Origin of the sequence: Rhodopseudomonas faecalis (assembly GCF_003217325.1) — a bacterium.
Taxonomy (GTDB): Bacteria; Pseudomonadota; Alphaproteobacteria; order Rhizobiales; family Xanthobacteraceae; genus Rhodopseudomonas; species Rhodopseudomonas faecalis.
On the sequence record NZ_QJTI01000001.1, the window covers coordinates 22,078 to 45,405 of the forward strand.

The 23,328-nt window shown below is 64.4% G+C and carries 19 protein-coding genes; 16 read left to right on the forward strand and 3 right to left on the reverse strand.

Translation table 11 applies throughout. The annotated features are described in order from the left end of the window. The first annotated feature begins 157 nt into the window (after positions 1-157). Positions 158-583, forward strand: a complete 426-nt coding sequence (locus BJ122_RS00110) for a hypothetical protein (protein ID WP_110779184.1) — start codon at positions 158-160, stop codon at positions 581-583. 213 nt (positions 584-796) lie between these two features. Here BJ122_RS00110 and BJ122_RS00115 read toward each other — a convergent pair whose 3' ends face one another. Next, positions 797-2,944, reverse strand: coding sequence for a hybrid sensor histidine kinase/response regulator (locus tag BJ122_RS00115; RefSeq protein WP_110779185.1), 2,148 nt, complete (start codon positions 2,942-2,944; stop codon positions 797-799). 279 nt (positions 2,945-3,223) lie between these two features. Between BJ122_RS00115 and BJ122_RS00120 the strand changes: the two genes are divergently transcribed. The 10 genes from BJ122_RS00120 (at position 3,224) to BJ122_RS00165 (ending at position 15,237) form a co-directional block, all read left to right on the forward strand. Further along, entirely contained in the window at positions 3,224-3,493 is a 270-nt protein-coding gene (locus BJ122_RS00120) for a c-type cytochrome (protein ID WP_245407545.1), read from the forward strand. 158 nt (positions 3,494-3,651) lie between these two features. Further along, complete coding sequence (locus BJ122_RS00125; protein ID WP_110779186.1) at positions 3,652-4,791, forward strand: acyl-CoA dehydrogenase family protein; 1,140 nt, start codon at positions 3,652-3,654, stop codon at positions 4,789-4,791. Between the two features lie 138 nt (positions 4,792-4,929). Beyond that, a complete protein-coding gene (locus BJ122_RS00130; protein WP_110779187.1) occupies positions 4,930-6,102 on the forward strand; it encodes an acyl-CoA dehydrogenase family protein in 1,173 nt (390 codons plus the stop codon). A 221-nt stretch (positions 6,103-6,323) separates the two neighbouring features. Continuing rightward, a complete protein-coding gene (locus tag BJ122_RS00135) occupies positions 6,324-6,974 on the forward strand; it encodes a glutathione S-transferase family protein (protein WP_103012862.1) in 651 nt (216 codons plus the stop codon). Positions 6,975-7,092: 118 nt separating this feature from the next. Further along, positions 7,093-7,914: a helix-turn-helix domain-containing protein gene (locus BJ122_RS00140; RefSeq protein WP_110779188.1), complete on the forward strand. Its 822-nt coding sequence runs from the start codon at positions 7,093-7,095 to the stop codon at positions 7,912-7,914. An 87-nt stretch (positions 7,915-8,001) separates the two neighbouring features. Continuing rightward, positions 8,002-8,868, forward strand: a complete 867-nt coding sequence (locus BJ122_RS00145; RefSeq protein WP_110779189.1) for a beta-keto acid cleavage family enzyme — start codon at positions 8,002-8,004, stop codon at positions 8,866-8,868. 85 nt (positions 8,869-8,953) lie between these two features. Then, entirely contained in the window at positions 8,954-10,555 is a 1,602-nt protein-coding gene (locus BJ122_RS00150) for an AMP-binding protein (RefSeq protein WP_110779190.1), read from the forward strand. 237 nt (positions 10,556-10,792) lie between these two features. Next, on the forward strand, positions 10,793-12,412 hold the full coding sequence (locus BJ122_RS00155) for an acyl-CoA carboxylase subunit beta (RefSeq protein WP_110779191.1): 1,620 nt from the start codon (positions 10,793-10,795) through the stop codon (positions 12,410-12,412). Further along, complete coding sequence (locus BJ122_RS00160) at positions 12,409-14,427, forward strand: acetyl/propionyl/methylcrotonyl-CoA carboxylase subunit alpha (RefSeq protein WP_110779192.1); 2,019 nt, start codon at positions 12,409-12,411, stop codon at positions 14,425-14,427. The genes BJ122_RS00155 and BJ122_RS00160 overlap by 4 nt, the downstream gene beginning before the upstream one ends. 30 nt (positions 14,428-14,457) lie before the next feature. Continuing rightward, positions 14,458-15,237 (forward strand): enoyl-CoA hydratase/isomerase family protein, encoded by a 780-nt coding sequence (locus tag BJ122_RS00165; protein WP_110779424.1) that lies wholly within the window; start codon positions 14,458-14,460, stop codon positions 15,235-15,237. A gap of 283 nt (positions 15,238-15,520) precedes the next feature. On the opposite strand, the gene BJ122_RS00170 is transcribed toward BJ122_RS00165, so the two are convergent. Beyond that, on the reverse strand, positions 15,521-16,774 hold the full coding sequence (locus tag BJ122_RS00170; protein WP_110779193.1) for a serine hydrolase domain-containing protein: 1,254 nt from the start codon (positions 16,772-16,774) through the stop codon (positions 15,521-15,523). A gap of 280 nt (positions 16,775-17,054) precedes the next feature. On the opposite strand from BJ122_RS00170, the gene BJ122_RS00175 reads away from it, so the two are divergent. Beyond that, positions 17,055-17,990 (forward strand): DMT family transporter, encoded by a 936-nt coding sequence (locus BJ122_RS00175; RefSeq protein WP_110779194.1) that lies wholly within the window; start codon positions 17,055-17,057, stop codon positions 17,988-17,990. Positions 17,991-18,104: 114 nt separating this feature from the next. Beyond that, positions 18,105-19,535 carry an aldehyde dehydrogenase family protein gene (locus tag BJ122_RS00180; RefSeq protein ID WP_110779195.1) on the forward strand — a complete coding sequence of 477 codons (1,431 nt, stop codon included), beginning with the start codon at positions 18,105-18,107 and terminating at the stop codon, positions 19,533-19,535. 518 nt (positions 19,536-20,053) lie between these two features. Here BJ122_RS00180 and cowN read toward each other — a convergent pair. Further along, entirely contained in the window at positions 20,054-20,332 is a 279-nt protein-coding gene (gene cowN / locus BJ122_RS00185) for a N(2)-fixation sustaining protein CowN (protein WP_110779196.1), read from the reverse strand. 255 nt (positions 20,333-20,587) lie between these two features. Here cowN and BJ122_RS00190 point away from each other — a divergent pair, with 255 nt between their 5' ends. The 3 genes from BJ122_RS00190 (at position 20,588) to BJ122_RS00200 (ending at position 23,328) form a co-directional block, all read left to right on the forward strand. After that, positions 20,588-21,724, forward strand: coding sequence for a DUF2778 domain-containing protein (locus BJ122_RS00190; protein ID WP_110779197.1), 1,137 nt, complete (start codon positions 20,588-20,590; stop codon positions 21,722-21,724). 189 nt (positions 21,725-21,913) lie between these two features. After that, positions 21,914-22,351 (forward strand): DUF2383 domain-containing protein, encoded by a 438-nt coding sequence (locus BJ122_RS00195; protein ID WP_181418835.1) that lies wholly within the window; start codon positions 21,914-21,916, stop codon positions 22,349-22,351. A gap of 704 nt (positions 22,352-23,055) precedes the next feature. Further along, a complete protein-coding gene (locus tag BJ122_RS00200; RefSeq protein WP_110779199.1) occupies positions 23,056-23,328 on the forward strand; it encodes a hypothetical protein in 273 nt (90 codons plus the stop codon).

Genomic DNA, 23,328 nt, shown 5'->3' on the forward strand with positions numbered 1-23,328 from the left:
GCGATTCCACTCGCCTTTTGTTCCCATTTTGCGCCACGATCTCGGCCTAGCATGGTCACGAATGGTGCTTTGCAGGAAGCACCTGCAACCTTTGAAATCCGGTGCGGTTATTCGACAATCGGACTATCGAAAGGACATCGATCGAAAGGACTGCGCGATGTTGAAGAAAACTGCTGTTGTTGCGACCATGGTCGGTGCGCTGGCGCTGGTGACGCAGCCTGCCGAGGCGCGTCGCGGTTGGGGGCCGGGCCTCGCCGGCGGGCTCGCAGTAGGTGCGATCCTCGGGGCGGCGGCCGCGTCGAGCGCCTATGCCTATGATCCGTACTACTACCGTCCGCGCTACTATCGGCCGGCGTATTACGGCTATGGCCCGCGCTATTATCGCCCGGCCTATTCCGGCTATTATGGCGGCTATTATCGGCCGCGTTATTACCGGCCCGCTTACTACGGCTATTACGGCCCGCGCTACTATCGTCCGTATCGTCCGTCCTATGGCTATTACCGCTATGGTGGCGGCTATGGCTACTATGGCGGCGGCCCGGTGATCTCGGTCGGCTTCCCCGGTTACGGCTGGGGCTGGTGATTAGGCATCGTGATCAGGCCTCTTGATCAGGCCTCTTGATCAGGCCTTTTGATCAGGCCTTTTGATCAGGCCATGGCTGTGATGCCGCGCGGTGCGCCGGGCGGCATCAGCCGGATGACTTGATCCCTGCTGGCCTGATCTTGACGGCTTGATCCAGCAGCCGACCGAGGCCAAGTGAGGCGAGGGAGGGAGCGCGGCGCGCAGCCGCTGCGCTTACGCAGAACGCGCGCTGCCGGAAGCGGCACTGCCAGGCGGTTCGTTGCCACGGAGCGCCTGCGCAAGGCGCTCGCGCAGCGTCTCCAGCGAATAGGGTTTGGGCAGCAGCACAAAGCCTTCTTCCAGCGCCGTGGTGGAACGGTCGCTGTAGCCCGAGGTCAGCACCACGGGCAGCTGCGGATAGCGGCTGCGCACGATCCGGCCGAGTTCAAGGCCGCTCAAGCCCGGCATCACGATATCGGAAAACACCAGCTTGATATCGCCGCGGCTCTCCAACAGTTGCAGCGCGGCTTCGGCCGAGTTCGCCAGCACCACGGCATAGCCGCATTGCTCGGCATAGTCGGTCGCCACCGCCGCCACGTCGGGATGATCCTCGACCAGCAGCAGCGTGGCAACGGGCGCGCGCTGCGCCGGCACCGGCGGCGCGGCTGCCGGATCGTCACGCGCCGGCGGGTCATAGCAGATCGGGAAGGTCAGCTCGAAATGCGTGCCCATGCCGAGCTCGCTGCGCAGCGTGATCTGTCCCTTGGATTGCTGCACAAAACCGTAGATCTGGCTGAGTCCGAGTCCGGTGCCGCGATCGACCGGTTTGGTGGTGAAGAACGGCTCGAACACCTTGTCGCGGATCTCTGGCGAGATGCCGGTGCCGGTATCGCCAAATTGCAGCACCGCAAGCTCATCGCCCAAAATGTCGTCGCTCTCGGTCAGCGGCCGCCGCCGGCCGATCGAGATGGTGATGCGGCCGCCATCGGGCATTGCGTCGCGGGCGTTCAAGGTCAGGTTCAGCAGCGCGATCTCGAACTCGTTGGGATCGAGCCGCGCCACCACCGGCGCCGGCGGCTGCTGAATGATGATGGTGATATTGCTCGGCACTGATTGCCGCAGCACGTCGCTAAAGCGCTGCACCCGGTCGCCGAGATCGATCGGCACCGCGTCCATGGCGTTGCGCCGCGAGAACGATAGCAATTGCCGCGTCAGGCTGCTGCCTTTGCTGACCGACTGCTCGATCATATCGATCGCGCGCTGCTCCTGCGGCGAACTCGCGGTGCGGCGCAGCTTGCGGGCCGCGCCGCCGACCACCATCAGCAGATTGTTGAAATCATGCGCGACGCCGCCGGTCAGCCGGCCGAGCGATTCCAGGCGCTGCGATTGCTTGAGCGCGTCCTCCGCGCTTTGCCGCAGCCGGGCCTCCTCATACATGCGCCGGGTGCGTTTCAGCGCCAGCGCCACCAGCGCCAATAGCGCGGCGGTGGCCGGAATGCCGAAAATGAGCTGGTTGCCGATCACCGCCAGCCATTTGGCGCGGATCGCCTCGGTCTCGAGGCCCGCCACCACATAGACCGGCAGGTCCGGCAATTTGCGATAGGCCAGCTTGCGCTCGCGGTGATCGATCGACGAACGCACCGTCAGGATGCCTTCCAGACTGCCTGCGCGCATCAGTTGCGACAAGTCGGCGCTCGGGCGCAGCTGGCCATTGCCGTCGAGCGCCGGATAGCGCGCCAGAATGGCACCGTCCTGGTGGATCAAGGCGGCGTAGCTGCCGCGGTCGCCGCTGATCTTGGCGTAAAACCCTTCAAAATATTCCGGCAGCAGCGAGGCCTGCACCACGCCGGCAAACTCGTTGCCGGGCGCGATCCGGCGCCGGCTGACGCTGAAGAACGCCGCGCCGCCATAGGGCGCGCGTGGCTGCAATATCGGTCCGATAAAGGTGCCGACGTCGCGGTTGCGGTGAATGGCAAAATAGTCGCGGTCGGCGAGGCTGACCGAGGACGACGGGTAGCTGAGCGTATCGACCAGAGCGCGGCCATTGCGGTCCAGGATCCACAGCGACTTGACCTGTTCGGAGGAGGCCGCGATCCGCTTCAGGCGCTGATGCAGCAATTCGCCACGCTGCAAGAGCTCGTCGTCGCTGAGATCCCGGATCATTTCGTTGATCTCGGCGATGCTGTGTTCGACCGACTCGAACACTTTCAGCGCGTGTTCGGTGAGCACGTCCCGGGTCTGGGCGATCTCGCGATCATTGGTGGCTTCGTTGCTGCGATAGGTCAGCCAGGACGCATAAGCGAACAGCGCCACCGGCAACACCAGCGATGCCGCAAACACCACCCGCAGCAGTCGAATGGAATCCCGCTGCGCCTTCAGCATCGTCTACGCCGTTCGAAATACCTGACCATCAATCCCCGGCGAGCCACCGCCAGCCTGCGGCAAGCGGGCCTTTTTACAGTCGGGTGTGAGTCCCGGTTTGTCAACGCCGCGGTATTGACGGTCCCTCGGGATGGCGGCCGCGCGGCAAACGGCTCTATCGTTCCTGTTCCCCATGCATTACAAGCGATAGGCTGCTCCGTCAGCACACTAGGTTTGGCCACCAAAGGATTGACCATGCGCCGGTTTGCCTTCGTCCTGAGCCTCGCGCTCGTGCCCCTGATGAGCGGATCGCTAAAGGCCGCTGACGCCGACAAAGGCAAGATTATCGCGGAGCGCTGGTGCACGTCCTGCCATGTGGTGTCGGATACGCAGCGCAAGGGAACTGACGCCACGCCGTCATTTGCGGCGATCGCTGATCAATCCGGTTTTGACGCCGACAAGCTGGCGTTCTTCCTGCTCGATCCGCATCCGATCATGCCGAATTTCGCACTGAGCCGCGCCGAAGCTGCCAATCTCAGCGCCTATATCGCGACTTTCAAGCGCCGCTGATCGCGTCGGTCGCCGCCGCGCGACATAAGCGCGCGAGCCGCTCCAGCCGTTCCGCCGCCCTTGCGGAACGGCACGTCTCGAATCAGCCACTCGACGCAAGTGAGCCGGACGGTTTCCCGGCATCCTCCGCCCGCCAATGGCTGATTGCGGGTGCGAGCTTGTCCAAAAGTCCCTTCTATACCGCCGACCACAGCGCGTTCCGTGACGTGGTGCGGCGCTTCGTCCAAAACGAGATTGAGCCTTACGCCACCGAATGGGACGAGGCTGGCGGGTTTCCGCGCGAGCTGTACCAAAAGGCCGCGGCGATCGGTCTGCTCGGTCTCGGCTTTCCGGAGGAATATGGCGGCACCCCGGTCGATCCGTTCATGTGGATCGTCGCGGTGCAGGAACTGGCGCGGGCCGGCGCTGGCGGCGTCGCCGCCAGCCTCAATTCCAGTTCGATCGGCGCGCCGCCGATCGCGCGCGCCGGAACGCCGGAACTGAAAGCCAAGGTGCTGCCGGAAATTCTGTCCGGCCAAAAGATCTCGGCGCTGGCGATCACCGAGCCGTCTGGCGGTTCGGATGTCGCCAATCTGCGCACCACCGCTAAGCGCGACGGCGATCATTACATCGTCAACGGCGAGAAGACCTTCATCACCTCAGGGATGCGCGCCGACTACATCACCGTGGCGGTGCGCACCGGCGGCGAGGGGCCGGGCGGCGTCAGCCTGCTGCTGATCCCCGGCGACACGCCGGGCCTGACACGCACGCCACTGAAAAAGATGGGCTGGTGGGCGTCCGACACCGCGACGCTGCATTTTGACAATTGCCGGGTGCCGGTCGGCAATCTGCTCGGTCAGGAGGGCATGGGCTTCCTGATCATCATGATGAACTTTAACAGCGAGCGCATCTCGATGGCGGCCGGCTGCATCGCCGCGTCGCAAGTGTGCCTCGACGAAGCGATCGGTTACGCCAAGCAGCGCGTCACCTTTGGCAAGCCGCTGGTGAAGCATCAGGTGATCCGCCACAAGCTGGTCGATATGGCGCAGCGTATCAACGCCTCGCAGGCGATGCTGGAGTTGCTGGCGTGGCGGCTGTCGCAGGGCGAGAACCCGATCGCCGACATCTGCATGCTGAAGAACCAAGCCACGCAGACCATGGCGTTCTGCGCGTCCGAGGCGGTGCAGATTTTTGGCGGCACCGGCTACATGCGCGGCGTCAAGGTCGAGCGCATCTATCGCGACGTCAAGGTCAACGCCATCGGCGGCGGCGCCGAGGAGATCATGAAGGATCTCGCCAGCCGGCAGATGGGGCTTTAGCCCCAAGGGAGTCATTCCGGGGCGCGCGTGCAACGCGCGAACCCGGAATCCCGAGGTGAAGGACAACATCGAAGAAAGCTGAGATTCCGGGTTCGCGCGCCTTCGGCTCGCGCCCCGGAATGACAAGGGAAGAGACGCATGCTGTTCACCCAAGACCACGAAGAACCCCGCCGCATTCTGCAGAAATTCATCGCCTCGGAAATCAATCCGCATGTCGATGAATGGGAGAAGGCGCAGATCTTTCCCGCCCATGAGCTGTTCAAGAAGCTCGGCGATCTCGGCTTTCTCGGGCTGAACAAGCCGGTCGAATATGGCGGGCAGGGGCTCGATTACTCCTACGCGCTGATGATGGCCGAGGAGCTTGGCACCATCAATTGCGGCGGCGTGCCGATGGCGATCGGCGTGCAGACCGATATGGCGACCCCGGCGCTGGCGCGCTTTGGCTCCGACGAATTGCGTCGCGAATTCCTGGTGCCGGCGATTGCCGGCGATCAGGTGGTCAGCATCGGCGTGTCCGAGCCGAGCGCCGGCTCCGACGTCGCCTCGATCAAGACCAAAGCGGTGTCCGACGGCGATGATTACGTCATCAATGGCGGCAAGATGTGGATCACCAACGGCACCCAGGCCGATTGGATCTGCCTGCTCGCCAACACCAGCGAAGGGCCGAAGCATCGCAACAAGTCGCTGATCTGCGTGCCGATGAAGTCCAAGGGCGTCACGGTGGCGCGCAAGCTCGACAAGATGGGCATGCACTCATCCGACACCGCGCAAATCTTCTTCGACAATGTCCGGGTGCCGAAGCGCAACCGCATTGGCGAGGAAGGCTTTGGCTTCATGTATCAGATGGTCCAGTTCCAGGAGGAGCGGCTGTGGGGCGCCGCCGCCTGTATCAAGGCCCATGAAAAGACCATTCAGGAAACCATCGAATACACCCGCAACCGCAAAGCGTTCGGTCAGAGCCTGCTCGACAATCAGGTGGTGCATTTCCGGCTCGCCGAGCTGCAGACCGAGGTCGAGCTGCTGCGCTCGCTGGTGTACCGCGCCGGCGAAGCGCTGGTCGCCGGCAAGGATGTCACCCAGCTCGCCACCATGGCCAAGCTGAAAGCCGGCCGGCTCGGCCGCGAGGTGCCCGATGCCTGCTTGCAGTTCTGGGGCGGCATGGGTTTCATGAACGAAACGCTGGTGAGCCGGTCCTATCGCGACTCGCGGCTGACCTCGATCGGCGGCGGCGCCGACGAGGTGATGCTCGGTATCCTGTGCAAATTCATGGGCACGCTGCCGGACCCGCGGGCCAAGAAGGCCGAGAAGTGATCGAGCGACGACCGCGAGCGTAACCGAACCTCTCCCCGCAAGCGGGGAGAGGTCGGATTGCGCAGCAATCCGGGTGAGGGGGCGTTGCCATGGGGCTCGACCTCGCGGAGATGCCCCCTCATCCCTGCCTTCTCCCCGCAAGCGGGGAGAAGGAGCGCGCCGTGCGCCGAGGCTGCGGCCTCGGCTACTAAGACCAAGCGACAGACAGGGAACACCGCACCATGATCACGCTCTATCACTGCCAAGCCGCGCGCTCGTTCCGGCCGCTGTGGATGCTGGAGGAACTTGAGCTGCATTATGAGCTGAAAATGCTGCCATTCCCGCCACGGGTGTTCGCCAAGGATTATCTGGCGATCAATCCGCTCGGCACCATCCCGTTCATGATCGACGGCGACACCAAGATGACGGAGTCGACCGGCATCTGCCATTATCTCGGCACCCGCTATGGGCCGACGCCGCTCACGGTCGATCTCTCCGAGCCCGATTACGGCGCCTATCTCAACTGGCTGTTCTTCAGCGATGCGACCCTGACCTTCCCGCAGACCCTGGTGCTGCGCTACGGCGCGCTCGAGCCGGCCGACCGCCGCCAGCCGCAGGTGGTCGAGGACTACACCAAATGGTTCTTGGGCCGGCTGCGCGCGGTCGAGACCGCCACCGGCAATGCCGAATGGCTGTGCGGTGGCCGCTTCACTGCCGCCGATATTGCGATCGGCTATGCGCTGCGGCTCGCCGATACCATCGGCCTTGGCCAGCATTTTGGTCCGAATGTCGCCGCCTATTGGCAGCGGCTGCAGCAGCGCGACGGCTATCGCCGCGCGGTGCAGGCCGAGCAGAGCGAGGCAACGCGGCAGGGTGTCGCGCGCGGCTTCTGAACCGGCGCGGCTTTGCCCGGTGACAACGGGTCGGTTTTCTGTATTCTCAGCGGGCCCCACAGAGGGCCGCAGCAATACGGAGACAGGCGACAGCAAACGCCTTCCTGAGGGACGACCCATGAGCGAGATGTCATGCCCGGGCTCCGGGCATTTGATGCTGATCAGCCCGGAACGGCTGTTTTATGCCGGGCTGCTGGGCCGGCCGCGCCGCCGTGCGGTTGGCGGTTTTGGCATCTACACCGCGATTGCCGGCGAGTTGCGCGTCACCATCGAAGGTCTGCCGACCCAGACCGGCGTGATCGCGATCGTGCCGCCTTATCACGCGCACACCATCCAATCCGACCATCTCACCATCACCAATCTGGTGATCGAGCCCGAAACCATTGCGCCCGGCGCGATGGCGTCGCTGGCGGCCGCCGATCAGCACATGCAGCACAAGCTCGCGGTCCGGATTCGCGCCGCCTATAGCGAGCTCTTGGCCACCCGCCGCCGCGACGGCTTCACCACTGCGGAATTCGACGCGATCTTTTTTGGCGAGCCATTGCCGCGCCGCGATCTTGATCCGCGCATCGCGCGTGCGATCGCCTGCATCAGCGAATTTTCCGGCAATGCGGTGACCGCGGCCGATTGCGCGGCGCTCGCCAATCTGTCGCAGTCGCGCTTCCTGCATCTGTTCAAGGACGAAACCGGCATTGCGTTCCGCGCGTTCCGGGCCTGGAAGCGGGCGCGGCATATGCTGCATTTCGTCAATGAGGACATCAACCTTGCGCATCTGGCGCAGGACATCGGCTATCCGGACTCCACCCATTTCAGCCATTCGATTCGTCGCTTCTATGGGCTGAAGCCGCGCGCGATTTTCTCCGGCTCGCGCGACCTGGCGATCTATCGCGGGGGCCAGTCGGTGGCCGAGCGCGGCGCAATGCGGCAGGGGCGGGCGTAAGCGTCGCAGCGGGTAGCGGCTGAACGCAAGAAGCCGGCGGCGCGGCTTCGCATCATGCACGGGCAATCGAAACGGAGTGTTCCCGGCATGAGCGACAAAGCCGTCATCACCTGCTCGCTGAACGGCGTGCTGACCGACCCCAAGCAGCACCACGTGCCGGTGACGCCCGAGGAGATGGCGCGCGAGGCCAAGGCCGCGTTCGACGCCGGTGCCACCGTGATGCACATCCATCTGCGTCAGCAGGCGCCGAATATGGGCCATCTGCCGACCTGGGATTTGACGGTGTCGCGCGAGGTGCAGCAGGCGATCCGCGAAGCCTGTCCGGGCGTGATCATCAACCACACCACCGGCACGGTCGGGCCGCGCTTTGAGGGCGCGCTCGCTTGCGTGCGCGAAACCAAACCGGAGATGGCGGCCTGCAATGCCGGCTCGCTGAACTATCTCAAGGTCAAGGCCGACAACAGCTGGGCCTGGCCGCCGATGATGTTCGACAATCCGGTCGAGAAAGTGCAGCAGTTCCTCGACGTGATGAAGGAAGCCGGCACCATTCCGGAATTTGAATGCTTCGATGTCGGCATCGTGCGCTGCGTCGGCATGTATCGCCAGACCGGCATGTATTCAGGGCCGCTCGAGTACAATTTCGTGATGGGCGTCGCGTCCGGCATGCCGGCCGATCCCGAGCTGCTGCCGATCCTCTTGAAGCTGAAAGCGCCGGACGCGCATTGGCAGGTCACCGCGATCGGCCGCGCCGAGATCTGGCCGCTGCACCAGCGCTGCGCCGAACTCGGCGGCCATCTGCGCACCGGGCTGGAAGACACCTTCTATCAGCCGGACGGCACTAAGGTGACCTCCAACGGCCAGTTGATCGAAACCATGGCCAAGCTGGCGCGCCAGGCCGGCCGCGAGATCGCCAGCCCGACTGAGGCGCGGCAGATTTTTGGGCTGTTGCATTAGCGATCGCGCAACGCACCGTGATCGCCCAACCGCATCGATCACTCGGGCAGCCGCAAGAGCTGCCGGCAGCACAGGGGAAACGGACATGAGCAATCTCGAAGCGACCGGCGGTGTGCCGGGGCCAGGGCGGATCGGCCGGGTGGCGATCGGCGACATTTTGCGCAAATCAGCGCGCCGCTTTCCGGACCGGATCGCGCTGACCGAAGGCGCCCGCCAGGTCAGCTATCTTGAAGTCGAGCGCGACGCCAATCGCTTTGCCAATTATCTGGTGTCGCGCGGTCTGAAACCCGGCACCAAGATCGCGACCATCTGCAACAACTCGGTCGAGTTCGTCAAAGCGCTGTTCGGCATTCATCGCGCGGGGCTGGTGTGGGTGCCGATCAACACCATGCTCGGCACCTCCGATATCGAATACATCCTCGGTCATGCCGAGGTGAAATTCGCGCTGATCGACGATTATCTGTACGGCATCCCGGATCGCCGTGCGCTGCTGGAAAAGCTCGGCATCGACGCGGTCGGCATCGATCTTGCCGGCAAGGCCGCGGCGTTGCAGCTCGGCAGTTTTACCCAGCTGATCGAAGGTCAGTCAGAGATCGAGCCGGAGATCGCGTTCGACGAGCGTGATCTGGCGATGATCATCTACACCTCGGGCACCACCTCGCGGCCGAAGGGGGCGATGCACTGCCATCTCGCCGTCACCATGGCGGTGATGAGCAACGCCATTGAGCTGCATCTCGACCGCAATGATGGCATCACCGGGCAATTCCCGCTGTTCCACTGCGCCGCCCATGTCATGCTGCTGTCCTATTTCGCGGTCGGCGCCAAGGTCGCGCTGATGCGCGGCTTTGATCCGCTGGCGTGCCTGGAGGCGATCCAGCGCGACCGGCTCACGGTCTTCATCGGCCTGCCGCTGATGTATCAGGTGCTGCTCGATCATCCGCGCCGCAAGGATTTCGATTTGTCGTCGCTGCGCTGCTGCATCTACACCATGGCGCCGATGCCGCGGCCGCTGCTCGAGCGCGCCATTCAGGAGCTGTGCCCGAACTTCATGCAGCCGAGCGGCCAGACCGAAATGTATCCGGCGACCACGGTGTCGCAACCCGATCGACAGCTCAAGCGCTTTGGTAATTACTGGGGCGAGTCGACCATGGTCAACGAGACCGCGATCATGGACGACGAGGGCAATCTGCTGCCGCCCGGCCAGGTCGGTGAGATCGTGCATCGCGGCCCGAATGTGATGCTCGGCTACTACAAGGATATCGCCGCGACCGAAGCGTCGCGCAAATTCGGCTGGCATCACACCGGCGATCTCGCCTTGGTCGATGAACATGGCGAGGTGCTGTTCCTCGATCGTAAGAAGGACATGATCAAGTCCGGCGGCGAGAACGTGCCCTCGGTGAAGATCGAGGAAACGCTGCTGGCCCATCCTGCGGTGATGAATGCCGCGGTGGTCGGCCTGCCGCATCCGCAATGGGGCGAGGCGGTGTCGGCGTTCGTCAAGCTCAAGCCGGGGGCTTCCGCGACCGAAGCCGAGATCATTGAGCATTGCCGCGATCAGCTCGGCGGCTTCCAGGTGCCCAAGCTGGTGCGGATTGTCGCGGAGATGCCGATGACCGCGACCGGCAAGCTGCGCAAGGTCGAGCTGCGCAACGAATTCGCCGACTATTTTGCGACGGTGCAGGCGTGAGCACGATCACAGCGTCATTCGGGGGCGCGCTCTTTTCCCTCCCCCTTGTGGGGAGGGTGGACCGGCGTAGCGCAGCGAAGCCGGGCCGGGTGGGGGAGACCAGGCAGTGCCTTTGAACCCCCACCCCGGCCTCCGCGGAGCCTGTGCCCGGACGGCGCTAAGCGCCGATCCGGGTGCTCGGCCGACCCTCCCCGCAAGGGGGAGGGATGCCACGGTCGTCATGACAAGGACAATCCAATGGCACTGATTGAATCCACCATTGCTCCCGGCGGCGCCGCGTTCAAGGCGAACCGCGACGGCATGCTGGCGCTGATCGCGCGCATCCGTGATCTTGAGGAGCGGGCGCGCAAGGCCTCGGCGGCCTCGGCCGAGCGCTTTCACAAGCGCGGCCAGCTATTGCCGCGCGAGCGGGTGGCACTGCTGCTCGATCCCGGTACGCCGTTTCTCGAATTGTCGACGCTCGCCGGCTACATGTTCGACAATGGTGATCCGTCCAAAAGCGTGCCGGGCGGCGGCGTGATCGCCGGCATCGGCTTTGTGTCCGGCATTCGCTGCATGATCAGCGCCAATGATTCCGGCATCGATGCCGGCGCGCTGCAGCCGTTCGGGCTCGACAAATCGCTGCGCGTGCAGGAGATGGCGCTCGAAAACAAGCTGCCCTTCGTGCAACTGGTGGAAAGCGCCGGCGCCAATCTGATGCGCTACCGCGTCGAGGATTTTGTGCGCGGCGGCAACATCTTTCGCAATCTGGCGCGGCTGTCGGCGGCCGGGCTTCCGGTGGTGACGGTGACGCACGGCTCATCGACCGCGGGCGGCGCCTATCAGACCGGGCTGTCGGACTACATCGTGATGGTGCGCGGCCGCACCCGGGCGTTTCTGGCCGGACCGCCGCTGCTCAAGGCCGCGACCGGCGAAATCGCCACCGAGGAAGAACTCGGCGGCGCCGAGATGCACACGTCGATTTCCGGCCTTGGCGATTATCTCGCCGAGGATGATCGCGACGCGCTGCGCATCGCGCGCGACATCATGGCCGGGCTGAATTGGGACCGGCCGGAGCCGGGGCCGAGCGGATCGTTCAAGCCGCCGCGCTATGACGCCGAAGAACTGCTCGGCATCATGCCGATGGATCACAAGCGGCCGGTCGATATGCGCCAGGTGATCGCGCGCATTGTCGATGATTCCGATTTCACCGAGATGGCGCCGAATTATGGTCCGGCGACGGTGTGCGGCCAGGCACGCATCGAGGGCCACGCGGTCGGCATCATCACCAATAACGGCCCGCTCGATCCGGCCGGCGCCAACAAGGCGACCCATTTCATTCAAGCGTGCTGTCAGTCGCAAACGCCGTTGCTCTATCTCAACAACACCACCGGCTACATGGTCGGCAAGGCCTATGAGGAAGCCGGCATGATCAAGCATGGCTCCAAGATGATCCAGGCGGTGACCTCGGCGAACGTGCCGCAGATCACGCTGTATTGCGGCGCCTCGTTCGGCGCTGGCAATTACGGCATGTGCGGCCGCGGTTTCCATCCGCGGTTCTGCTTCTCCTGGCCCAATGCCAAGACCGCGGTGATGGGCGGCGAGCAGGCGGCGAAAACCATGGCGATCGTCACCGAGGCCGCCGCGGCGCGGCGCGGCGTGCCGGTCGAGCAGGATAAGCTCGAAAAGATGCAGAAGAGCATCACCTTCATGTTCGACGGGCAGATGGACGTGTTCGCCACCTCGGCGCGCGTGCTCGATGATGGCGTGATCGATCCGCGCGACACCCGCGCGGTGCTGGCGGAAACGCTGGCGATTTGTCGTGAAGCGGAAGCGCGCAGGCCGGCGCGCATGCAATACGCGGTGGCCCGGCCATGAGTGGTGCAGCCGTGACGAAACCTTCGCCCTTTCGCAAAATCCTGATCGCCAATCGCGGCGAGATCGCGCTGCGGGTGATGCGCACCGCGCGCCGGCTCGGCTATGGCGTGGTCGCGGTCTATTCCGATGCCGACGCCGGCGCGCTCCATGTGCGCGAGGCCGATGAGGCGGTGTGCATCGGCGGCGCGTTGCCGGCGCAGTCTTATCTGCGCATCGACGCGATCATCGCCGCCGCGCGCCAGGCCGGCGCTGATGCCGTGCATCCCGGCTACGGCTTTCTGGCCGAGAATGAGGACTTCGCCGCGGCGTGCCGCGACGCCGGGCTGGTGTTTATCGGGCCGTCGCCGCAAGCAATCGAGGCGATGGGCAACAAGGCCGGTGCCAAGGCGATCATGCTCAAAGCCGGGGTGCCGTGCGTGCCCGGCTATCAGGGCGAAGACCAGAGCGACGGCGCAATGCTGGCGCAGGCGCAGCGCATCGGCTTTCCGGTGATGATCAAGGCGGTCGCCGGCGGCGGCGGCCGCGGCATGCGGCTGGTCGCTGACGCTGCTTCGTTTCCGGACGCGCTGCGTAGCGCGCGCTCCGAGGCGCAGGGCGCGTTCGGCGATCCGACTGTCATTTTGGAGCGCGCGATCATCGAGCCGCGCCATATCGAAATTCAGGTGTTTGGCGATCGCTATGGCAACGCCATTCACCTTGGTGAGCGCGATTGTTCGGTGCAGCGCCGCCATCAAAAGCTGATCGAAGAGGCGCCATCGCCCGCCGTGTCGGCCGAGCTGCGCGCCAAGATGGGCGAGGTAGCGGTCGCAGCCGTTAAGGCGCTCGGCTATGAGGGCGCCGGCACGCTGGAATTTCTGCTCGATCAGCAGGGCGAGTTCTATTTCATGGAAATGAACACCCGGCTGCAGGTCGAGCATCCGGTCACCGAGGCGATCACCGGCCTCGATCTCGTTGAGCTGCAATTGCGGATCGCGGCCGGCGAGCCGTTGCCGCTAAAACAGCAGGACGTGCGCTTTCATGGCCATGCCATCGAGGTGCGGCTGTGCTCGGAAGATGCGACGCATGATTTCATGCCGCAATCGGGCACCATGGTGCGCTGGCAGATGCCGGGCGAACTGCGGGTCGAGCACGCGCTGCGCTCCGGCGCGGAGATCCCGCCTTATTACGACTCGATGATCGCCAAGATCATCGCCCATGGCGCGAGCCGTGATGAAGCGCGGCGCCGGCTGCTGCATGGCCTCGACACCACCATCGCGTTTGGCGTCGCCACCAACCGCGCGTTTCTGGCTTCCTGCATCCGCCACCCGGCGTTTGCGGCGGGCGAGGCCACCACCGGCTTCATCTCCAAACATCGCGCAGAACTGTTTGCGGCGGCGCCGGATGATGAGGTGCCGGCGAGCGCGGTCGCGGCCTTGCTCTGGTATCTCACCGATGGCCACGCGCCGCGCTGGCGCCAGGGCCGCTCGCTGGCCGCGACCTTTCCGGTGCGGCTGCGGCTTGAGATCGACGGTGACGCGATTGATCTCGCCGTGCATCGCGAGCGCGACGGCAGCTATCTGGTGCACAATGGCGAGCGCAGCGTCAGCTTTGATCTCGATGCCTGCAGCGATGGCGAGCTGCGCTTCCGCGCCCGCGGCCTGTCGGAATCGGCGGTGTTTTGCCGCGACGGTGATTGGCTCTATGTGCAGCGGCTTGGCGTCACCACCACGATCCGTGATCTGACGAGGGCGGCGCCGGCGCGCGCCAGTGCGGGCGGCGGCGATGGCCGGGTGCGTGCCGCGATGAATGGCCGGGTGGTTGCGGTGCTGGTCAAGGCCGGCGACCTTGTCAGCGCCGGGCAGCCGGTGCTGACGCTGGAAGCGATGAAGATGGAGCACGTGCACGCCGCGCCGATTTCGGGCATCATTTCGGCGATCGATGTCGCCGAGGGCGAGCAGGTCTCCACCGGACGGATCGTCGCGGAGATCGAGGCCGAGCCGTCGCGCGGCGAATCTGCGACGTCGCCTGCGGCGTGAATGAAGGCAATCAGCAAAAGCGAGCTCAGCATGAGTGATGAGACTGTGGTGATCGAAATGCGCGAGCAGGCGCTGTGGATCACCATCAACCGGCCCGACAAGCGCAACGCCATGAATGCCGCGGTGATCGAAGGCATCGCGCGCGGTTATCGGCAGGCGCATGACGATCCGTCGATCCGCGCCATCGTGCTGACCGGCGCTGGCGACAAGGCGTTTTGCGCGGGCGCCGATCTGCAGGCCTCAGGCGCGGCATTCGGTTTCGATTTCTCGCGGCCCAATGGCGACTACGCCGATCTGTTGCGGCTGACGCAAAACGCCACCAAACCGTCGATCGCGCGCGTCAACGGCACCTGCATGGCCGGCGGCATGGGGCTGCTCTGCATGACCGATATGGCAATCGCCGCCGATCACGTGCAGTTCGGGCTGCCGGAGGTCAAGGTCGGGGTGTTTCCGATGCAGGTGATGAGCTTGCTACAAAACATCGCGCCGCGCCGGTTGATCAATGAATGGGCGCTGACCGGCGAGCCGTTCGATGCCAAGGCGGCGCTGGCCGCGGGTCTGCTCAATTATGTAGTGCCGGCCGCCGAGCTCGACGCCAAGGTCGAATGGCTGACCAATCGGCTCACCGACAAATCGCCGACCGCGATCCGGCGCGGCAAATATGCCATGCGCGCGATCGCGGCGATGTCGTTCGACGAGAGCATTGCCTACACCGAAAGCCAGATCGCGATCACGGCGATGACCGAGGATGCCAAGGAGGGCATGCGGGCGTTTGTCGAGAAGCGCAAGCCGGTGTTTCCGGGCAGGTAGGCGTGGGCGCCAGGGCGGGCACGCGCTGAGATAGCAACGCCGGCCGGTCTCTTCGTCTTCGCCGCAACAGCGAGATTCCGGGTCTGCGCCGCGAGAACGGCGCATCCCGGAATGACCAGCGAAATCTTGCTGCTGATCGATCGGTTGCGCGGTGCGCCGGTCAATTGATGGCAGTAACTTCGAACGTCATGGCCGGGCTCGTCCCGGCCATCCACGTCTTTGAACATGCTGCCACGCTATTAAGTCGTGGATGCCCGCGACAAGCGCGGGCATGACGAAGTCCTCACAAATTACTATCGGTGATGGCGCTGTAGACCAGCGTGCGCAGCTCGCGGCGCACCGGGTATTGGCTCGAGGGCAACAGCTGCGTCATGAAGATGGTGATCAGCTCCTCGGCCGGATCGATCCAGAACGCGGTCGAGGCGGCGCCGCCCCAATAATATTCGCCAGGGCTGCCGGGCAGCAGCGTCTTGGCCGGGTCCATGGTGACCGCAAAGCCGAGCCCAAAACCGACGCCGGCATTGGTGGCTTCGGAAAACATCGAGCGCGACATTTCGGTGAGGTCGCGGCCTCCGGGCAGATGATTAGCGGTCATCAGCTTGAGCGTTTTCGGGGCGATCAGCCGCACGCCGCCAAGTTCGCCGCGATTGAGCAAGGCCCGGCAGAACACCAGATAATCGGCCGCGGTCGAGACCAGCCCGCCGCCGCCCGAGATAAACGACGGCGGTTCCAGGAACGAACTGGTGGTGGGGTCGTCCTGCAGCGTCATGCCGCCCTTGCCGTCGGCGGCGTAGCAGGCGGCGAGCCGGTGCGCTTTCGCGGCCGGCACATGAAAGCCGGTGTCGTGCATGCCGAGCGGATCAAAAATGCGCTGCTGCAAAAACTGATCGAATGGCTGGCCGCTGATCTTTTCCACCAGATAGCCGACGACGTCGGTCGAGACCGAATAGTTCCAAGCCTCGCCCGGCGAAAACTCCAGCGGGATCGACGCCAGATCGTCGATCATCGACTGCATCGTGCCGGATTTTTCGATCTCGCCGATTTTCTTGTCGCGATAGGCGGCATCGACATTGCTGCGGTTCTGAAAACCGTAAGTGAGGCCGGAGGTGTGGCGCAACAGATCGACGATCTGCATCGGCCGCACCGGCGGCCGGGTCAGGAACGGCGCGGTGATGCCGGCCTGGAACACGCCGAGATTGGCCCATTGCGGGATGTATTTGGCGACCGGCTCATCGAGCGCGACCCGGCCTTCCTCGACCAGCATCATGAACGCCACCGAGGTCAGCGGCTTGGTCATCGAATAGATGCGGAACAGGGTGTCGGGCTTCATTGGCACGCGCCGTTCGAGATCGGCAAAGCCCGCCACCTGATGATGGACGATCGCGCCGCGGCGATAGACCAGCACCTGCGTGCCAGCAAAGCGCCCGGAATCGAGATAGCGCCGCTGCAGATGATCGTCGATCCGTTGCAGGGCCGTGGCCGACATGCCGGCCGCGGCGGGCGAGGCGGTGGTAGCAAGCAGCGACGATGTCGGCATGGCAGCGTTCCCCCAAAAGACTGGCCGCGCGCGGGGCTGAGTTGGCCTGCAACTGCGCTCGCCAGTTAATCCCGATATCTTAGTTGTGGCCAAGGTTCCACGTCGCGCTGTGCGGCGCAACGGCGAAGTTTCGCAGATCGAAACGGCTCGCGCAGGAATGCATGACCTGGCCGCGGATTACGCTCTTGCGACAAATCGGCAAACATCGTTTGCTGACATGATTGTTTTCATCATCGCCGTTTTCGGAGTTTATCTTCCCTCCTAATCATCGGGCCGCCTGTTGACGACCACGACTCCTTCCGACTTGGCGCGCGCCACGCTGCGTCATGATGATCACCCGTTTCGCGGTATCGCTCTTCTGATCGGCGCGACCCTCTGTCTCGCCACTTCCGACTCGCTCGCCAAATATCTGTCGGCGACGCTGCCCTCGATCGAAATCGCCTGGATCAGGTTTGTGGTGTTCGTGCTGCTGCTGGCGCCGGTGGCCTTTGCCGGCGACCGCGCGCCGCTGCGCTCGCACAAGCCGGTGCTGCAGGTGTTTCGGGCGCTGGCGCTGGTGGTGTCGTCGCTGCTGTTCATCACCGCGCTGCGCTATCTGCCGATCGCGGAAGCCTCGGCGACCTCGTTCGTGGCGCCGCTATTCGTCACCGCGCTGTCGATCGTGGTGCTGGGCGAAGTGGTCGGCTTGCATCGCTGGGCGGCAACCTTGGTTGGGCTATGCGGCGTGCTGATCGTGGTGCGGCCCGGCACCGCGGCGTTCGATCCGGCCTCGATTCTGCCGGTCGCGTCGGCTTTTGCCTGGGCGATCACGCTGGTGATGACGCGCATGATCAGCGGCGCCGATCGCATCATCACCACCATGGCCTATTCCGCGGTGGTCGGGGTGCTGGCGTTGAGCGCGCTGGTGCCATTTGTCTGGGTGATGCCGAGCTGGCGCGATCTGCTGCTCGGCGTCGGGGTCGGCGTCGCGTCCAGCGCCGGGCACTGGCTGGTGGTGCTGGCATTCCGTCACGCGGACGCCTCGGTGCTGGCACCGTTCTCCTACGTGCAACTGGTGTGGGTCACGGTGATCGGCTTTGTGGTGTTTGCCGAACTGCCGGATCTGTGGACCTTCGTCGGCGCCGCGTTCATCATTGGCAGCGGGCTGTACACCGCGCATCGCGAACGGCGCCGCCACGCGAAAACGGTTCCGGCCGAGCCCAATCCCACGGCCTGACGGCGGCGTCGCTGTGGCATCGCCGCTCGCAGTTGCTATATCTTGCTGGCACAGTGCGGCCCCGGACGTTGGGTGCAGCCGCGCCACAGCCTTCATCCGCAAAAGAGGTACACGATGGTCAATCGCATGCAGTTCTACATCGATGGCGCTTGGGTCGATCCCACCGTCAAGAAGACGACGCCGGTGGTCAATCCCGCGACCGAAGAAGCGATGTACGAAGTTGCATTGGGATCGAAGGCCGATGTCGACAAGGCGGTCGCGGCCGCGCGCCGCGCCTTTGAGAGCTACTCACAGACCAGCCGCGAGGAGCGGGTGGCGCTGCTGGAGAAGATCATTGCCGTTTACAAGGCGCGGATGAAAGAAATTGGCGCGGCGATCTCGGATGAGATGGGCGCGCCGCTGCCGTTCGCTGAGCGTTTCCAGGCCGGCGCCGGGCTCGGCCACATCATGACCACGCTCGACGTGCTGAAGAACTACCCGTTCGAGGAGCCGCTCGGTTCAGCGCTGCTGGTGCGTGAACCGATCGGCGTGATCGGCATGATCACCCCCTGGAACTGGCCGCTCAATCAGATCGCCTGCAAGGTGGCGCCGGCGCTGGCCGCCGGCTGCACCATGATTCTCAAGCCGTCGGAATTCACGCCGACCTCGGCGTTGATCTTCGCCGAGATTTTGCACGAAGCCGGTGTGCCCAAGGGCGTGTTCAACCTCGTCAACGGCCTTGGCCCTGAGGTCGGCGCGGCGATGAGCGAGCATCCCGAGATCGATATGATCTCGTTCACCGGCTCAACCCGCGCCGGCATTGACGTTGCGCAGCGCGCGGCGCCGACCGTGAAGCGCGTCAGCCAGGAGCTGGGCGGCAAGTCGCCGAACATCATTCTGGAGGACGCCGATCTGCAGAAGGCGGTCACCGGCGGCGTCGCCCATGTGTTCAACAATTCCGGCCAGTCCTGCAACGCGCCGACCCGGATGATCGTGCCGGCCTCGAAGATGAAGGAGGTCGCCGAGATCGCCAAGGCGGTGGCCGACAAGACCAAGGCCGGCGATCCGCGCGCCGAGGGCACCACCATCGGTCCGGTGGTGAACCGTGCGCAGTGGGAGAAGATCCAGGCGCTGATCAACAAGGGCATCGCCGAGGGCGCGACGCTGGTGGCCGGTGGTCCCGGCCTGCCGGATGGCGTCAACAAGGGCTTCTATGTGCGGCCGACGGTGTTCGCCGATGTCACCAACGACATGACGATCGCGCGCGAAGAAATTTTTGGGCCGGTGATCACCATCATCGGCGCCAAGGATGAGGACGACGCGGTGCGCATCGCCAATGACACGCCCTATGGCCTCGCGGGCTATGTGTCGGCCGGTTCGGTCGAGCGCGCCCGCAAGGTCGCGCGCCAGATTCGCGCGGGTAACGTCAATCTGCAGGGCGCGTCCAATGAGCGCGCCGCGCCGTTCGGTGGCTACAAGCAATCGGGCAATGGCCGCGAATGGGGCAAGTTCGGCCTGGAAGAATATCTCGAGGTCAAGGCGATCGCCGGCTTCAACGCCGCTTAGCCACGTCCTTATGGTCTTGTGCTTATGGCCTCGTGATTCTGGCTCGGTGACTGTGCCAGATCGGGGCAGGGCACTACTTGCCCGACGACAATAGCAATCCGCCGGAGCGAATCAGTTTCGCCCCGGCGTTTTTTTGGTGAGGCAGGCCCGCGTCGTGTCCCGCAGCGCCATGCCGGTGCCACACTATTGCCATCAATCGGGGCCCTATGCAGCAGGCATGGATTGGCCCGCTTCGCTGAAGCGCGGCCGGTCGGGCGGTCCGTTGCCGCTCACTGCTGGATCCCTCGTGCTGCCGTAACCTCCATTGGTCGCGGCGGCCGCTGATGAAGGCCTATTATCTGTTATGAATGCTACACTGCCTCAAGCCACGGTACGCCATCTGCTGGTGATCGGAATCGGCGGCGTTGCCGTGTTTTGCGCGCTCTGCGTGGCCGCGCTGGTCTCCTGACCAAAACCCTCCTGCACCGCGCGCGGTCCTGATCCGCGCGCGGAGGTCACCGCCCCGCCGCCTAGCGGCCTTACATGCAGGTGACTTCCAAATCTTCAAGCAATTCCAAGGTTTCGAGATCGCCGCAATCTTCCAGCAGCTCGCGTAGCGTTGGCAGATAGTTGTGCAGCACGCGCAAATCGTCGAGCCCCTGCTTGGCGCGTAGTTCATCGCGCTTCTTCGCAAAATAGGCCCAGAACGGATTGTCGGCGGCGTCGATATGGCGCTGCAGCCGCGCCATCACCCGCTGCGATTTGCCTTCCCAATCGGCGTTCTTGAAGCTGACATAGCGATCGAACGGGACGGACATCCGGCACTCCCTAAGACAATAGCGCTGCTCTCAAGCAAACGTTGTGCCAGCGAGCAGGGCGTGCGTAGGGCGGACACTAATCGTGCGCCAATTCGTTAACTTTAAATCGTAATTAACTCAAATCCGCCCTAATGCCGCTGCGCAGTCCTGGCAAAACGCTGTCCGACGTGGTTGCCGAGGGTGTTGCGCAAGTCTGCCTCTTTGCTGCCATTAAACGCTGGTGCAAGGGGGCCATGGATGGGTGGCGTCAAGCGAATGCGTAATTCAACCGGCATGGCGAACACCGCAACGGGCCGCGCACGCGCGTCGCGGCCTTCGAGTCCGTTCAGCCGGATCGGTGTGGTCGCCGTCACCGGCCTGGTGCTGGCCTGTGCCAGCGCCGTCTATTCCAACGTCTTCAGCAGCGGCGCTTATCCCAGCGTGGGCGGTTTTGAGGATCGTTTCTCGGCCGCTCCCGTGCCGACCACCAATCTCTCCGCCGCCAGCCATGTCGTCGCCAAGACGCAGGGACGGCCGCATGTCGCGCTGGCGAGCCTCGCCCCGGCCTCCGCTCCCATGCAGGACATCGTCGCTGTAGCGCCCGCTGAGCCGGCTCAAGAGCCTTCGCGCGCCGGCCTGTCCCGCGAAGAATTCGCCGCCCGCTTTGCGCCGCGCTCTGTTTCGGTGGCGCCGGCTCCGGTGCCCGAGGCCGCTCCGCAGGTGGCTGCCGCGCCGCAACCGGCACGGCAACAGGTCGCCGCTCTGGTGCCGCTGCCGTCGGCGCGGCCGAGCGAGGCGTCGGCGCAGGTCGCCGCCCGCGGCAGCGACAAGGGGCCGTCGCTGCGTGAGATCGCCCAGGCTAACCGCCAGGCCAGCATTGCCGCCAACAACGCGCCCAGCAAGGCGGCCAGCATTTTTGAAAAACTGTTCGGCAAGTCGGAGCCGCTCGGCGCCGTGCTGGCCTTTGCCTCGCCCGATGGCGGCGTGCTCAGCGATGGCCGCGACGCGCCGCAAAATACCGGCCGCTATGACCGCTTCACCGCGGTGTACGACATCTCGGCGCGCAAGGTGTATCTGCCAGACGGCACGCAGCTCGAAGCCCATTCCGGCCTCGGCGCCCGGATGGACGATCCGCGCTATGTGCACGAGCGGATGCGTGGCGCCACCCCGCCGCATCTCTATGACCTGTCGATGCGTGAAGCGCTGTTCCACGGCGTCGAGGCGATCCGCCTCAACCCGGTTGGCGGCGCGGGCGCGATCCACGGCCGCACCGGCTTGCTGGCGCACACCTACATGCTCGGCCCGCGCGGCGACAGCAATGGCTGCGTGTCGTTCAAGGACTACCAAGCCTTCCTGCGCGCCTTCAAGAACCAGCAGATCAAGCGGCTCGCGGTGGTCGCCAGCCTCGACTAACACCGGCAATCCTCACTTTTGCTTCGTCATGCCCGCGCTGTCGCGGGCATTGGCGTTTTTTGAGGCTTAGCTGCGCCGCGTTTGCATGGGGCCTGCCGCGTTCAATGCTGATTGCGTTCAGACAACGGCGCGCTAGGCTGATCACGCCCGCGGCCGATGGCTGCGGCTGATAGCGAGGGAGGACCGATCATGGACGACCTCATTCGCAGCCTGACGGCGCTGCATACCAGCCTGATCGATGCCCGCAGCGGCTACCAAGAAGGGCTGAAGGACGCGCACGGCCAAGGGCTGACGCCGCTGTTCACCGAACTGATCGCGCAACATGACCAGGATGCCGAGGCGATCGCCGCGCAGCTGCAGCGCCTTGGTGCGCCGCCCGGCGAGGGCGGTTCCTATATGGGCATGCTCGATCGCGCGGTGATGAAGCTGACCTCGCTGGTCATCAATCTCGATGACAAGATTTTGCCGAACCTGATCGATGGCGAGCAGACTGTGCTGGCTCATTACGATCAGGCGATTGCGGCGTCATCGCCCAGCAATGCCGAATATCCGGTCCTGACGGCGCAGCGCGCGGCGCTGGTGCAGCGGATCGATGCGATGACGGCGCGGGCAGGGCAGGCGAGCTGAGCGCCTTGCAGCGACGCGCAGCGGCTGTGCGCGCAGTCAGCCGTGGGGCGACTGCGCTGTGCTTAGAGCGCTTCATGTTTAGCCAGAAGCGTATCAGGCAGCGAGGAGGCTTTGCTCCAGAGTCGTCGGGATGGACGCCACGCGCCCTCTTATCCCTCCGCCTTGCGGGGAGGGTGGACGGCCCGATGCCGATCGGGCCGGACGGGTGGGGGGCATCGGGTGAGCGGTCCGTCTGCGAGCAAAGCCAGTTGGCGTCGCGCGCGATGCGGTCGTCGAACCGGGCGGCGTCGAAGGCATCGAACCAAGCGCGAAACCGCGCCAGATCGCCGGGGGCGAGCGCTGCGATGGCTTTTTCGATGTCTTCGACGCTGCTCATCGGTGGAGATTAGCAGTTTGTGTGGGAGCGAGAAGTCGGAAGCGGCAGGGACGGTCGGCAAGCGCGGAATGACCGACGGAGGCGGCAGAGCGCAAGAGCGAAGCGTCTTGAGCACGCACGGCGCCTGCAGGATACGGCCCGGGAATCCCCAACGATTCCCTCAAGGCATGAAACGCTCTAGGAATGCACCTACGATGCGACCAGAGGTTGATGTCGTCGCGTGCGACAATTTTCGCGCTACCCAACGCTGCAAATTGGGATCAAACTGTCCTAACCATCACTCACATGTCTGATGGCTTCGACAACCTAATCTGAAAGGAGATTCGAAATGGGTCTCCGTGTATGGAATTTCAACGTCTTCTGTGACTACGCGACTCCTGACAAATACTCGGCGGTCGAGTTGCACATGGAACTGCCGATCCCACACGAGGACTTGCAGAAAGTTCAAGGCTGGCTTGGCCAAGGCGAGTGGGAAGCTGCCGAAAGCTATCTGGCGAGCAAGTACCCTCAGCACCGCGCTCTCTTGAGCGAGTGGCTCGCCGCGAGCAAGGCGCGTAATGAGGGCGCCTCAACGCCGGTCAAGCTCGCAGCTGTAGGCTGA

Excerpts from the sequence above, each read along its gene's own strand:
- BJ122_RS00110 (WP_110779184.1), top strand. The coding sequence starts at position 158 with ATGTTGAAGAAAACTGCTGTTGTTGCGACCATGGTCGGTGCGCTGGCG.
- BJ122_RS00115 (WP_110779185.1), bottom strand. The coding sequence starts at position 2,944 with ATGCTGAAGGCGCAGCGGGATTCCATTCGACTGCTGCGGGTGGTGTTT.
- BJ122_RS00120 (WP_245407545.1), top strand. The coding sequence starts at position 3,224 with ATGAGCGGATCGCTAAAGGCCGCTGACGCCGACAAAGGCAAGATTATC.
- BJ122_RS00130 (WP_110779187.1), top strand. The coding sequence starts at position 4,930 with ATGCTGTTCACCCAAGACCACGAAGAACCCCGCCGCATTCTGCAGAAA.
- BJ122_RS00135 (WP_103012862.1), top strand. The coding sequence starts at position 6,324 with ATGATCACGCTCTATCACTGCCAAGCCGCGCGCTCGTTCCGGCCGCTG.
- BJ122_RS00140 (WP_110779188.1), top strand. The coding sequence starts at position 7,093 with ATGAGCGAGATGTCATGCCCGGGCTCCGGGCATTTGATGCTGATCAGC.
- BJ122_RS00145 (WP_110779189.1), top strand. The coding sequence starts at position 8,002 with ATGAGCGACAAAGCCGTCATCACCTGCTCGCTGAACGGCGTGCTGACC.
- BJ122_RS00150 (WP_110779190.1), top strand. The coding sequence starts at position 8,954 with ATGAGCAATCTCGAAGCGACCGGCGGTGTGCCGGGGCCAGGGCGGATC.
- BJ122_RS00155 (WP_110779191.1), top strand. The coding sequence starts at position 10,793 with ATGGCACTGATTGAATCCACCATTGCTCCCGGCGGCGCCGCGTTCAAG.
- BJ122_RS00160 (WP_110779192.1), top strand. The coding sequence starts at position 12,409 with ATGAGTGGTGCAGCCGTGACGAAACCTTCGCCCTTTCGCAAAATCCTG.
- BJ122_RS00165 (WP_110779424.1), top strand. The coding sequence starts at position 14,458 with ATGAGTGATGAGACTGTGGTGATCGAAATGCGCGAGCAGGCGCTGTGG.
- BJ122_RS00170 (WP_110779193.1), bottom strand. The coding sequence starts at position 16,774 with ATGCCGACATCGTCGCTGCTTGCTACCACCGCCTCGCCCGCCGCGGCC.
- BJ122_RS00180 (WP_110779195.1), top strand. The coding sequence starts at position 18,105 with ATGGTCAATCGCATGCAGTTCTACATCGATGGCGCTTGGGTCGATCCC.
- cowN (WP_110779196.1), bottom strand. The coding sequence starts at position 20,332 with ATGTCCGTCCCGTTCGATCGCTATGTCAGCTTCAAGAACGCCGATTGG.
- BJ122_RS00190 (WP_110779197.1), top strand. The coding sequence starts at position 20,588 with ATGCGTAATTCAACCGGCATGGCGAACACCGCAACGGGCCGCGCACGC.
- BJ122_RS00195 (WP_181418835.1), top strand. The coding sequence starts at position 21,914 with ATGGACGACCTCATTCGCAGCCTGACGGCGCTGCATACCAGCCTGATC.
- BJ122_RS00200 (WP_110779199.1), top strand. The coding sequence starts at position 23,056 with ATGGGTCTCCGTGTATGGAATTTCAACGTCTTCTGTGACTACGCGACT.